Below are 13466 nucleotides of genomic sequence, written 5' to 3'. Positions count from 1 at the left end.
GCCTGGTGGAGGAGGCGGCGACGCCGGTGCGTGCCGCGGAGGCCGCGTGGTGGCGGGATGTGCTGCGTGGTGCGTCCCCGCCGCTGGGCGGCCGGGCCCTGGATGCGGAGAGGGACACGTACGGGACTGCCGGGCATCTCACGCTGCGGCTGCCGGTCGCGGTGACGGAGCCGGTGCTGACGACGGTGCCGTCGGTGTTCAACGCCGAGGTCAATGACGTGCTGCTGGCGGCCTTCACGCTGGCGTGGGCGAAGTGGCGCACGTCCCACGGCGCCGGGGTCCTGCTCCATCTGGAGGGGCACGGCCGCGAGGAGCAGGTGGTGTCCACAGCCGATCTGTCCCGCACGGTCGGCTGGTTCACCAGCATCTATCCGGTCCGGCTGGACGGCGGTGCCTTCGACTCCGCCGAGGCCTGGGCGGCAGGTCCGGCCGTGGGGCAGGTGCTCAAGCGCGTGAAGGAGCAGCTGCGCGCGGTGCCCGACAAGGGGATGGGGTACGGCATGGCCCGCTACCTCAACCCGGAGACGGCGCGGGCCTTTTCGGGTCTGCCGCTGCCCCAGGTCGGCTTCAATTACCTCGGCCGGTTCACCACCGCCGACATCGAGGACGCGGGCAGCGCGCCGGTCCCGGACTGGGCGGTGCTGGGCACCGCGGCGGGGACCGGGGGCACGGACCCCAGGGTGCCGCTCGCGCACGCCCTGGAGCTCAACGCCCGTACTCACGACGGGCCCCGCGGTCCCGAGTTGTCCGCGACCTGGACCTGGGCCCGCGGAGTGCTCGGCGAAGCCGACGTCCAGGAGCTGGCCGAGCTGTGGTTCCGGGCGCTGGAGGTCCTTGTCGAGCACGCGAAGCGGCCCGACGCGGGCGGGCTCACCGTATCCGACGTATCGCTGAGCCTGCTCAGCCAGAGCGAGATCGACTTGCTGGAAGACGAGTGGAGGACGTCGTAATGGCGACACAGTCCGGATTGCAGGACATTCTGCCGCTGGCCCCCTTGCAGGAGGGTTTGCTCTTCCACAGCGTCTACGACGAGACGGCGACCGACGTCTACCTCGTGCAGCAGGCCATCGACCTCCAGGGCGACCTGGACGTGGCGGCGCTGCGCGCCGCGGGACAGGCGCTGCTGGCCAGGCACGACAACCTGCGGGCGGCGTTCCGGTATGCGGGCCTGCAGCGCCCTGTCCAGCTCATCCCGCGCCAGGTGGAGCTTCCCTGGGAGGAGGTGGACCTGACCCACCTGCCCGAGGACGAGCGCCTGCCCGCGGCCGACCGTGCGCTGGAAGCCGACCGGCTGCGCCGCTTCGACCTGACCAAGCCGCCGCTGCTGCGGTTCACGCTGATGCGCTTGGGCGAGCAGCGCTTCCGCTTCGTGCTGACCAACCACCACATCCTGCTGGACGGCTGGTCGCGGCCGATGGTCGTGCGGGAGCTGCTCGCGCTGTACGCGTCGGGCGGCGACGCCGGCGGCCTGCCGCGGGTGCGCCCGTATCGCGACTATCTCCAGTGGCTGGCCGACCAGGATCGCGATACGGCCGAGGCCGCATGGCGCGAGGTACTCGACGGGCTCGACGGGCCCACCCTCGTGGCGCCGCAGGCGGGCGAGCGGCTGCCGGGCGTGCCCGAGCGGGTGGAGCGGGAGCTGGACGCCTCCACGTACGAGGCGCTGTCCGCGCTGGCCCGCGCCCGCGGCCTGACCCTCAACACCCTGGTCCAGGGCGCGTGGGCGGTGGTGCTCGGCCGGCTCACCGGCCGCGACGACGTGGTGTTCGGGGCGACGGTATCCGGGCGCCCGCCGGAGATCGCGGGAATCGAGACGATGGTGGGGCTGTTCATCAACACTCTGCCGGTACGGGTGCGGCTGCGCCCGTACGAGCCGCTGCTCGACACGCTGCAGCGGGTGCAGGACGAGCAGACGCGCCTTCAGCCCCACCAGCAGCTCGGGCTCGCCGAGATCCAGCGGCTGGCCGGCGCGGGCGAACTCTTCGACACGACGATGGTCTTCGAGAACTACCCGGTTGACATCGCGCCCGAGTACGACGAGGACGGCGGGAGGGGCCAGGACAACGGGAACGCCGGCGGCGACGGTCTGCCCGGAGTCGACGTGACCGGCACGCGCAACCGCGACGCGACCCACTACCCCCTGGCGCTCGTGGCCGTCGGCCGCGGAAGCCTGCGGCTGCGCCTCGACCACCAGCCCGACCGGATCCCCGGCGACCTGGCCCGCACGGTCATGGACTGGCTGGTCGCCGTGTTGCGTTCCGTCGTCGCCGACCCCGCCCTGCCGGGCGGACGGCTCGATCTGATGCCGCCCGGCGAGCGGCGCGCGGCCCTCGAGTCCGGACACGGTGCGGTGACCGATGTTCCAGCGATCTCGCTGCCCGAGGCGTTCCGATCGCAGGTGGCCCGCACCCCGGACGCCACCGCTGTCCGCGATGGCGACAGGACGCTCAGCTATGCCGAACTCGACGCGGAGTCCGACCGGTTGGCGCAGCATCTGACCGGACTCGGGGTGCGGCCCGAGACGCCGGTGGCCCTGTGCATGGACCGCTCGGCCGCACTCGTCGTCGCGGTCCTCGGCGTGCTCAAGGCAGGCGGCGCCTACGTCCCGCTGCACCGCAACGACCCGGCCGACCGGCAGCGTCTCGTCGTGGAGCAGTCCGGTGCGCGGATCGTGGTCACCGACGGGGCGGACGCGGAGCGCGCCGCGGAGCTCGAGGTGCCGGTGGTCGTCGCCGACGCCCTGGGCGATGCCCCCGCGGGCTCACCGGAGATGTCCGTACACCCGGAGCAGCTCGCGTACGTGATGCACACCTCCGGCTCCACGGGCACCCCCAAGGGCGTCGGCGTCACCCATCTGGACGTGCTGGAGCTGGCCCGCGACCGGTCCTTCGCGGGCGGTGCGCACGAGCGCGTCCTCGTGCACTCGCCGCACGCCTTCGACGCCTCCACCTACGAGCTGTGGGTACCCTTGCTGTCCGGTGGCACCGCGATCGTCGCCCCGGCCGGGAACCTCGACCCGGCGCTGCTGGGCAAGGTCCTCGCGGAGCACGCGGTGACCGGACTGTGGCTGACATCCGGCCTGTTCCAGCTCGTGGCCGACGAGGCACCCGAACACCTCGCGGGGGTACGCGAGGTGTGGACCGGTGGCGACGTCGTCCCGGCCGCGTCGGTACGACGCGTCATGCGGGCCTGCCCCGGCACTGCGGTCGTCGACGGCTACGGGCCGACCGAGACCACGACGTTCGCGGTGCGTCACAAGCTGCCCGCGGGCGGCGCCGTCCCCGACGAGATACCGATCGGCACGCCCCTGGACAACACCCGGCTCCTCGTCCTCGACGGGGCGCTGCGCCCCGTCCTCGCAGGCATGCCCGGCGAGCTCTATATCGCCGGTGCGGGCCTGGCGCGCGGCTACTGGCAGCGGCCGGGCCAGACCGCCGAGCGGTTCGTCGCCGCTCCTCACGGCCCGGCGGGCACACGCATGTACCGCACCGGGGACCTGGTGCGGTGGAACGCCGCCGGGGCGCTGGAGTACCTCGGGCGCGCCGACGAACAGGTGAAGATCCGCGGGTTCCGCATCGAACTGGGCGAGATCGAGGCGGTGCTGGGCCGCCACCCCGAGGTCGCCCAGGCCGTCGTCACCCTCTGGGAGCCCCGGCCCGGCGACAAGGGGATCGCCGCCCATGTGGTGCCGGCGCAGGGCGGTGCCCTGGATACGTCCGCGCTGCGGGCGTACGCGGCCGCGGAACTGCCCGACTACATGGTGCCGTCAGCGTTCGAGTCCGTGGACGCGCTGCCCCTGACCGGCAACGGCAAGGTCGACCGCAGGGCGCTGCCCGCCCCGGACCCCGTTGCGGCGTCGGCCGGACGGGCCCCGCGCACGTGGTACGAGGAGATCCTGTGCGGCCTGTTCGCCGAGATCCTCGGGCTGCCGTCGGTCACCATCGACGACCACTTCTTCGAATCGGGCGGCCATTCGCTGCTCGCCACCCGGCTGGTGAGCCGCATCCGCACGGTGATGGGAGTCGAGCTCGCGATCCGGCAGCTCTTCGAGGCCCCCACCGTCGCCTCCCTGGCACGGGCGCTGGACAAGGCCGGCGAGGCCCGCGCCGCCCTTGCCCCGGTGACGCCGCGGCCCGGCCGTGTGCCCGCCTCCTTCGCGCAGCGCAGGCTGTGGTTTCTGCACCGCTTCGACGGCCCGAGCCCCACCTACAACATCCCCTTCGCGGTGCGGCTGACCGGCGACCTCGACCGCGAAGCGCTGCGGTGCGCGCTCGCCGACCTCCTGAGGCGGCACGAGTCGCTGCGCACGGTCTTCGCCGAGGACGCCGAGGGCCCGCACCAGATCGTGCTCGACGCCGCAGAGGCCGCCCCGGAGCTGACGGTGGCGGCGATCGACGAGGGCCGTCTCGACGAGGAGATCGCAGCCGCCGCCGCGTACGCCTTCGACCTGTCCGCCGAGGTTCCCCTGAGGTCCTGGCTGTTCGAAACAGGGGAGCGGGAACACGTACTGCTGCTGCTGATCCACCACATCGCGGGCGACGGCTGGTCGGTGCCGCTGCTGGCTGGCGACCTGACCTCCGCGTACGCGGCCCGCCGGTCCGGGGCGGCCCCCGCTTGGCGGCCGCTGCCCGTGCAGTACGCCGACTACAGCCTGTGGCAGCGCCAGGTGCTCGGAGACGAACGCGATCCGGACAGCCCCATCGCGCGGCAACTCGCCCACTGGAAGCAGACGCTGGCCGGCATCCCGGACGAACTGGCGCTGCCCGCGGACCGGCCGCGGCCCGCCACCGCGTCCTACCGGGGCGACCGCGTGCTCTACGAGGTGCCCGGGCAGCTGCACGAGAGGATCGTGGCGCTGGCCCGCGCCACCCAGGCGAGTTCGTTCATGGTCCTCCAGGCCGCCGTCGCCACCTTGCTCACGCGGCTGGGCGCGGGCACGGACATTCCGCTCGGCACGCCGGTCGCCGGCCGTACCGACGACGCGCTCGACGAGCTTGTCGGTTTCTTCGTCAACACCCTGGTCATGCGCACCGATACGTCGGGCAACCCGACCTTCCAGGAGCTCCTCGCCCGGGTCCGGGAGGCGGACCTGGAGGCCTACGCTCACCAGGATCTGCCGTTCGAGCGGCTGGTGGAGGAGCTGAACCCCGGACGCTCGCTGTCCAGGCACCCGCTCTTCCAGACCATGCTGACGTTCAACAACACCGCGCAGCGGGAGGGTTCGGACCAGGCGCCGCAGCTTCCGGGCCTCACGACCGAGCCGGTGCGGTCCGACGCGGGCGCCGCCAAGTTCGACCTTCTCTTCGCCTTCGCGGAGCGGCACGGCGCCGACGGCCGTCCGGCCGGACTCGGCGCGGGCCTGGAGTTCAGTTCCGACCTGTTCGACCGGAGCACGGCCGAAGCGCTCGTGACGCGTTTGCTGCGCCTGCTGGAGGAGGTGACCGCCGATCCACGGCGCAGGATCGGCGAGTTCGAGATCCTGTCGAGCCTCGAGCGGCGCCAGGTCCTGACCGAGTGGAACGACACCGAGGCCGCCGGGCCCGGTGGCTCGCTGCCCGAGCGGTTCGAGGCACAGGTGGCCCGGTCGCCGCACGCCACGGCCGTGGAGTCCCCGGACGGACCGCTCACCTACGCCGAACTCAACGCGCGGGCCAACCGCATGGCCCGGTACCTGATCGCACAGGGAGTGGGGCCTGAAAGCCTCGTCGCCGTCGCCATGCCCCGCTCCGCGCACCTGGTGACCGCACTGCTGGCGATCCTCAAGGCCGGTGCCGGTTACGTGCCGGTCGACCCTGAGTACCCGGCCGACCGGATCGCCTACATGCTCGGCGATTCCCGGCCCGCCCGGATCCTCACCACGCGTGCCCAGGCCGACGGCCTGCCGGCCACGATGACCGGGCGGGCGATCGTGGTCGACGATCCGGAGACGGCGTCGGAGCCGGCGGGCCTGTCGTCCGGCGACGTCACCGCGCAGGAGCGCACCGCGCCCCTCGCTCCGGCTCACCCGGCCTATGTGATCTACACGTCGGGATCGACCGGCCGTCCCAAGGGACTGGCCATGCCGGCGAGCGCGGTGGCCAACCTCCTCGACTGGCACGAGGGCGCCCTGCCCGGCGGACCGGGCACCCGTGTCGCGCAGTTCACGGCGGTCAGCTTCGACGTCTCGGTGCAGGAGATCCTGTCCGCGCTGCTGTCCGGCAAGACGCTCGTGGTCTGCGCCGAGCACGTACGGCGCGACCCGGCGGAGCTGGCGCGATGGCTGCGTGACGAGCGGATCCAGGAGCTGTACGCGCCCAACCTGGTCATCGAGGCCGTATGCGAGTCGGTCGTGGCGCACGGTCTCGAACTGCCCCACCTCACCGACCTGGTGCAGGCCGGGGAGGCGCTCACCCCGCACGGTGCGATACGCGCGTTCCACTCCGGCCACGCGGGCTGCCGGCTCCACAATCACTACGGCCCGGCCGAGACACACGTGGTGACCGCCTATCAGCTCCCTCACGCGGTCGCGCAGTGGCCCGCCTCGGTACCGCCCATCGGCACACCGATCGCCAACACCCGTATCCGGCTGCTGGACGCGTGGCTGCGACCGGTGCCACCAGGCGCGACGGGAGAGGTGTACATCGCGGGCGCGGGCCTGGCGCGGGGGTACATCGGCCGCCCCCGGCTGACCGCGGAGCGGTTTGCCGCGGACCCCTACGGACCGCCCGGTGCGCGCATGTACCGTACGGGCGATCTGGCCCGTTGGACCGCCGATGGCCAACTCGTCTACCTGGGCCGCGCGGACGCCCAGGTGAAGATCCGCGGGTTCCGGGTCGAGCCCGGCGAGATCGAGGCGGTCCTGACTGCCCATCCCCATATCGCGCGGGCGGCCGTGGTCGTCCGTGAGGACCGGCCCGGCGACAGGCGGCTGGTGGCCTATGTGGTGGCGGACGGCGAGCAGCCCGAGGCGGGGGCGCTGCGCGGCTTTGCCGCCGGGCAGCTGCCCGACCACATGGTGCCCTCGGCATTCGTCGGCCTGGACACGCTGCCGTTGACGCCCAACGGAAAACTCGACCGGTCGGCGCTGCCCGCGCCCGAGTACTCCACCGGGTCCCGCGCGCCGCAGACACCGGCCGAGGAGGTGCTGTGCGCCCTGTACGCGGAGGTGCTCGGAGTGGCGACGGTCGGAGTCGACGACGACTTCTTCGAGTTGGGCGGCCACTCCTTCCTGGCCGCCCGGCTCGTCGGCAGGATCCGCGAGGAGCTGGGCGTGGAGGCGCCCATCCGCCGGGTCTTCGAGGCACCCACAGTGGCAGCTCTCGCCGGGGCACTGAGCGGTGGTGACGGGCAGTCCGGTCCGGGGCTGCGCCACTCCGCGGATGTGCTGCTGCCGCTGCGGGCGCGGGGTGAGGCTGCGCCGCTCTTCTGCCTGCACCCCGGCGGCGGCTTCAGCTGGTGTTACGCCGGCCTCGTACGGCACATCGGGAAGCATGTCCCGGTGTACGGCGTACAGGCGCGCGGACTCGACGGCGCGGGCGCCTTGCCGTCGACCATGGACGAGATGGTCGAGGACTATCTCGCGCGCATACGGTCCGTCCAGCCGAGCGGCCCGTACCGGCTTGCCGGGTGGTCCTTCGGCGGGCTGTCCGCGCACGCCCTGGCAACCCGGCTGCGTGCAGAGGGCGAGGAGGTCGGGCTGCTGGCCCTGCTCGACGCCTACCCACCGGGCAAGGACGCCGACGCCCGGGAGGTCATCGAGCACGAAGTGGTCGCGCACAACCTGCAGGCGATGGGATTCGAGTTCGACATGGCCGAGCTGATAGCAGACCAGGAGCGCGTTCTGCTGCGTTTTCGGGAGTTCCTGCAAAACACGGACGACTCCCTGGCGCATCTGGAGGCCCAGGACATGCTCGCGGTCAAGGACGTCTACGTCAACAATGTCCGGATCATGCGCAAATTCAAGCCCGGATTCTTCGACGGTGACGTCCTCTTCTTCTCGGCCACGCGCATGTCTGCAACGGACCGGGAAACCCGGCTGAATGTCAGCTTCTGGCAACCGTTCGTCGGCGGACGCATTGAAGTGCACGCGATAGACTCGGCGCACGGCAATCTGATGACTGACCCGCGGCATATCGCCGGTATCGGCCGTGTCCTCGCTGACAAGTTGTGAACTCTTCCCCCGGAAAATTTCTGAAGCAGAAGGAGTAATCGAATGAGCACCAACCCCTTCGAGGACCCCGAGGGCACGTACGTGGTTCTGGTCAACGACGAGGGCCAGCACTCCCTGTGGCCGTCGTTCGTCGAGGTCCCGGACGGCTGGCAGACCGTCCTGGCGGAGACCACGCGCGATGCGGCCCTCGATTACATCAACACCAACTGGACCGACATGCGGCCGAAGAGCCTGATCGCCGCCATGGAAGGCGGCGCCGGCGCCTCCGCTTAGCGGCCGCTTCCTGAATTCGGAACAGACAAACCAGCCAGCCAGAGAGTTCCCTGTGCGGCCCGCCCACCGGCAAGCCCGGTGGGCGGGCCGCACAGGGTGGGAGGGGGAGAGGCGAGTGCCCGTCGTACCCGTGAACGGGATCCGGCTCCATTACGAGGACACCGGCTCGGGCGAGCCCGTGGTGATGATCCAGGGCACGGGCGGCAGCCACCGCGCGTGGCAGCTGCACCAGGTCCCCGCGCTCACTGCCGCGGGGTACCGAGTGATCACCCTGGACAACCGGGGGATCCCGCCGACCTCGGAGTGCGCGGACGGCTTCACCATGCAGGACATGGCCGGTGATGTCGCGGGTCTTATCGAGTACCTGGACCTGGCACCGTGCCGTGTGGTGGGCACATCCATGGGGGCCTTCGTCGCGCAGGAACTCGCCCTGGCCCGTCCGGAACTGGTCGGCCAGGCGGTGCTGATGGCCACCCGTGGCCGCACGGACGTACTGCGCAGGGAGCTCACCGCCACCGAGATCGCGCTCCACGACTCGGGGATGTCCCTCCCACCGCGGTACGCTGCCGTGCTCCGCGCCGTGAAGTATCTGTCCCCCAGCACGCTCAACGACGACCGGGCGATGGCCGATTGGCTCGACCTGTTCGAGCTGTCACCGGCCGCCGGCCCCGGACAGCGGGCACAGATGGACATCAGCAAGCTGAGCAACAGGCTGCAGGACTACCGGGGGATCGAGGTCCCCTGCCATGTCATCGCGTTCGCCGACGACCTGGTGACTCCGCCGCACCTGGGCCGTGAGGTCGCCAATGCCATTCCGGGTGCGACGTATGAAGTCATCGCCGACTGCGGGCACTACGGATATCTCGAGGATCCCGGTGCGGTGAACAAGAGCATCGTGGAGTTCTTCGCACTCCGGCGGCCCTGACTCCGCGGAAGAGCGGGACAGAAAGGAGGAGGGAGAGCGTCCGGCCGGGGGTACCGGGACGCTCTCCCTCCCGTCGGAATGACCGGGCCTTTACTCCTGCTGGTCCGGTCGTGTGGTCCTGTGGTACGGCCTCTGCCCAGGGTGCTGCGGGTACGGATTCGGCTCGTACTGCTGCGGCTGGCGGTACTGGGCCTGCTGGTACTGGGTCTGCTGGTACGGCCGTTGGCCGTGCTGCGGATACGGCTGCTCGTCGGCGTAGGGCTCGTACGGCTGCTGCGGCTGCTGGTACGCGTAGGGCTCGTACTGCTGAGACTGGGGCTGCTGGGGCTGCTGCTGCGCGTACGGGTCCTGGTACGCGTACGGCTCGTACCGCCCCGGCTCCTGCGCGCCGTACGTCCCCTGCGCGACCTGCGCGTACTGCGCAGGCTCCGCCACCGTCAACTGCATCGTCACCGGATCCGGCCGGCGCATCGCGCCGCGGCCCTCGGCGCCTGAGGACACCCGGTTGGCGCGCCGCCGGCGGATCGCGGCGGGCCACCAGTTCCAGCTGCCGAGCACGGCCATCAGAGCGGGGAGGACGAAGATGCGGATGACCACCGCGTCGATCAGAATCGCCACGGCGAGGCCGACTCCGAGTTGCTTGAACTCGACCATGCTCAGCGTGCCGAAGATCGAGAAGACGCCGACCATCACGACGGCCGCACTGGTGACCACGCCCGCGGAGCGGGTGATCCCGTCCCGCACCGCGTCCTTCGTCGGCATGCCCGCTTCCGCCGCCTCACGGATACGGCTCACCACGAACACGTGGTAGTCCATGGACAGTCCGAAGAGGACGACGAACAGGAACAGCGGCAGCCAGGCCACGACCGCGCCGCTGGACCGGAAGTCGAGCAGGTTCTCCGCCCATGTGTGCTGGAACACGGCCACCAGGACGCCGAAGGCCGCCGCCGCGGAGAGCAGGTTGAGCACGATGGCCGACAGAGCGATGGCCACAGAGCGAAAGATCACGGCCATCATGCCGAAGGTCAGCAGGAGCACGAAGCCGACCACCCACGGCAGGCGCTCCTCCAAGTGCCCGGTGAAGTCCACGCTTTGGGCCACCTTGCCGCCGACTCCGTACTCCGCGTCCGGCACCTGTCCGACCGCCTGCGGCAACCAGGCCCGGAGCGTGTCGAGCGACGAGCGCGCACCTTCGCTCTTCGGCGTGAAGGGGGTGCCCACGTCGACGGTGTGGACCCTGCGGTCAGCGGACTCGCGTACCGCCGGCTTCTGGTCGTGGGCGAAGAGCCTGGACTCGGCGGTGCGCTGCACCAGGCCGTCCAGCGCCTTCCTGACCTGTCCCGCCTCGCGGGCGGGGGCCCGAACCGCCACCTGGTGGACGGTGCCCTTGCTCGGGAACTCCTCGGCGAGGCGGTCCATGGCGCGTACGACCGGGATGTCCCGGGACAGGTCGTCCGAGCCGGGCTGCTTGAGCTTCATGTCCAGCGCCGGCAGAGCGAGGAGCACCAGGGCGCCCACGGAGACCAGGAGTGTGAGGGCGGGACGGACCAGTGCCGGGCGCAGCAGGGCGGGCCACAGCTTCGACTCGCCGGAACGCAGGGTCAGCCGCCACAGGAAGGGGACCTTCGGACGGTCGAGCCAGCGGCCGAGCTTGGCGAGCAGCGCGGGCAGCACGGTCAGCGAGGCGAGCACCGCGACGGCGACGACGATGATGGAGCCGGTGGCGAGGGAGGCGAACGTCGCCTCCTGAGCCAGGTAGAGGCCGGCCATCGACACGATCACCGTCACACCGGAGACGACGACCGTGTGGCCGGAGGTCCTCGCCGCGATCTCGATGGCGTCGCGGTGGTTCGCACCCTTCTGGCGCTCCTCCCGCTCGCGCTTGAGATAGAAGAGCGAGTAGTCCACGCCCACGGCCATGCCCATCAGCAGGATCACACTGCTCGCCGAACTCGTCGCGGGCATCAGGTGGGAGGTCAGCGACGACAGGCCGATCCCGGCTCCGACGGCGGACAGCGCCAGCGCCACCGGCACCCCGGCGGCGATGAGGGTGCCGAACACGCAGAGCAGGATCAGCAGCGTCATCGGCAGGCTGATGTACTCGGCGCGTTTGAAGTCCTCTCCCAGCGTTTCGGTCAGACCCTTGGCCGTCGATCCCGTGCCGACCTGCTCGATACGGAGGCCGGGGTGCGCCTCTTCCGCGGCTGCGCTCTGATCCAGCAGCGGCTGGATGCGCTTGTCGGCGGTCTCCGGGTCTCCCCGCATCGTGACGGGCACGAGCATGGCGGTGCCCTGGGGGTTGGCGACAGGCTTTCCGACGGATGCGACACCGTCCAGCGCCTCCATCCGCCGTGCGACGTCGGCGGCCGCCGACGTCGCTGCCCGTTCGTCCAGCTCATCCCCCGACTTGGGGGTGATCAGGACGCTTTCCTCGGGCTTGCTGCCGAAGTGCCCCGAGGCCACGATCTTTCCGGCGCGTCCGGACTCCCGTACGCCCGACTCCTCGTCACTGATGTTGTTCGTGCCGGCCGCACCGCCCAGAAAGAGGCACAGAAGGACGAAGACGCCCCACAGGCCGATGGCTGACCACGGGTGGGTGGCACTCCACCGCGCGATCCGGATCGTCGCCGGTTCTTTCCTCAACGTCGTTTCCTCCCGCTACCCGGTTGACGATCGGCCATAGCCGGTGGCCGGTGGCCCCGTTCAACCGTCGGCAACGCTAGTTTCCGCGCCGTCGGAATCGCTATGCGGCAAACCCTCGTCATCCTCGGCGACCCCCGCACGTCAAACACTGTGGAAATCCGCACCCCGGCCCTGTGGTGTGCCACACCTGGAAAAAGGGTGAACCTTGACGGGGTGGAATGACGCCAGCTACGTTCTGGCCGGAGATGCACGGTGTCATTCACGGGGGAGCGCTCTTCGTGCATGGCCTTCGCTGCCCTTATCCGGGCCGGCCGCACCGCTTCTGCAGTCTCATTCCGAGTTGTCGGCTCAGACGTTCCTCACTGCCTGAAAGGGCAGCCGTGCGCCAGTGGCAGCTATATGTCAGAAGCAATATTGCACGAAGGAGAACATGTGGAAACCCTGGTGCTCACTCAGCAGCATGTTGCCAAACTTGTCAGTTCCGGTGGCCGCGACCGTTTCATGGACCTCATGATTGACAGGCTGCGGAAGGCATTTGTCGCCGCCCGTGAATCGAATGGCACCACCCCGCCCAGGGAGGGGTTCCTGCGTTGCCCCGGAGAAACCGGGGTCATCGAGTGGATGCCGCACCATCAGCCGGGCAGTTCGATGACGCTCAAGACGGTGGCCTACACCCCGTCCAACCCGGCCGAGTTCCGGCTGCCCACCATCATCGGCTCACTGACCCGCTACGACGACGTCACCGGCAGGCTGCTGGCCGTCTGCGACGGAATCCTGCCGACGGCGATCCGCACCGGCGCGGCCTCCGCCATCGCCAGTTCGCTGCTGGCCCTTCCCGGCGGCCGGGTCCTCGGGCTCATCGGTGCAGGAGCCCAGGCGGTGACCCAGGCGCACGCGCTGAGCAGGGTGTTCCCGCTCGAGCGGATCCTCGTGTACGACATCGACGAGACGCATGCCGCCTCCTACGCGGACCGGGTGGACTTCCTGGGCCTGGAGGTACGCATCGCGAGCGTGGCCGAGATCGAAGCGAACGCGGACATCATCTGCACCGTCACCTCCGTCGGTGTGGGCGAGGGGCCCGTCCTGACGGGCGAGCACCTCCAGAGCCACGTGCACATCAATGCCATCGGGGCCGATCTCGTCGGCAAGTTCGAGGTCCCGAAGGCGCTCCTCGAGTCCGCGTTCGTGGCTCCGGATCACGTCGCCCAGGCGCTCCGCGAAGGAGAGTGCCAGCAACTGGAGCCGGGTGACCTCGGCCCGGACCTGATGGCGCTGTGCGCCGATCCGCGTGCGGCGGAGGAGTTCCGCGACCGGATCACGATCTTCGACTCGACGGGCTTCGCGCTGGAGGACCATGTCGCGTTCGACGTGCTGCTCGAGCTCGCGGAGGAAGCCGGCGTGGGTGAGCGGGTCCGGCTGGAGCACCTCCCCGAGGATGCGCTCAACCCGTACTCCTTCCACTGAGTCGCGGTACGG

At 70.5% G+C, this 13466-nt stretch carries 6 protein-coding genes; 5 read left to right on the top strand and 1 reads right to left on the bottom strand.

Annotation, left to right across the window (positions count from 1 at the left end):
- The 4 genes from ACTWP8_RS33320 to ACTWP8_RS33305 form a co-directional block, all read left to right on the top strand.
- Positions 1–950: condensation domain-containing protein (locus tag ACTWP8_RS33320; protein ID WP_443325811.1), on the top strand; the 950-nt coding region annotated here is incomplete at its 5' end.
- Positions 950–8149, top strand: coding sequence for an amino acid adenylation domain-containing protein (locus ACTWP8_RS33315; RefSeq protein WP_443325810.1), 7200 nt, complete (start codon positions 950–952; stop codon positions 8147–8149). The genes ACTWP8_RS33320 and ACTWP8_RS33315, both read left to right, overlap by 1 nt.
- Before the next feature lie 42 nt (positions 8150–8191).
- Complete coding sequence (locus tag ACTWP8_RS33310; RefSeq protein ID WP_443325809.1) at positions 8192–8422, top strand: MbtH family protein; 231 nt, start codon at positions 8192–8194, stop codon at positions 8420–8422.
- Positions 8423–8537: 115 nt separating this feature from the next.
- The gene (locus ACTWP8_RS33305; protein WP_443325808.1) at positions 8538–9347 is read left to right on the top strand and encodes an alpha/beta fold hydrolase; all 810 of its coding nucleotides are present in this window, start codon (positions 8538–8540) and stop codon (positions 9345–9347) included.
- Positions 9348–9437: 90 nt separating this feature from the next.
- On the opposite strand, the gene ACTWP8_RS33300 is transcribed toward ACTWP8_RS33305, so the two are convergent.
- Positions 9438–11990 (bottom strand): MMPL family transporter, encoded by a 2553-nt coding sequence (locus ACTWP8_RS33300; protein WP_443325807.1) that lies wholly within the window; start codon positions 11988–11990, stop codon positions 9438–9440.
- 399 nt (positions 11991–12389) lie between these two features.
- On the opposite strand from ACTWP8_RS33300, the gene ACTWP8_RS33295 reads away from it, so the two are divergent.
- On the top strand, positions 12390–13454 hold the full coding sequence (locus ACTWP8_RS33295; RefSeq protein ID WP_443325815.1) for an ornithine cyclodeaminase family protein: 1065 nt from the start codon (positions 12390–12392) through the stop codon (positions 13452–13454).
- Positions 13455–13466: the final 12 nt, after the last annotated feature.

Source organism: Streptomyces sp. 7N604, assembly GCF_052245475.1.
GTDB lineage: Bacteria > Actinomycetota > Actinomycetes > Streptomycetales > Streptomycetaceae > Streptomyces.
The sequence above is the reverse complement of the archived record's forward strand: the minus strand, read 5'-3'. Positions and strand labels throughout refer to the sequence as shown.

Excerpts from the sequence above, each read along its gene's own strand:
- ACTWP8_RS33315 (WP_443325810.1), top strand. The coding sequence starts at position 950 with ATGGCGACACAGTCCGGATTGCAGGACATTCTGCCGCTGGCCCCCTTG.
- ACTWP8_RS33310 (WP_443325809.1), top strand. The coding sequence starts at position 8,192 with ATGAGCACCAACCCCTTCGAGGACCCCGAGGGCACGTACGTGGTTCTG.
- ACTWP8_RS33295 (WP_443325815.1), top strand. The coding sequence starts at position 12,390 with ATGTCAGAAGCAATATTGCACGAAGGAGAACATGTGGAAACCCTGGTG.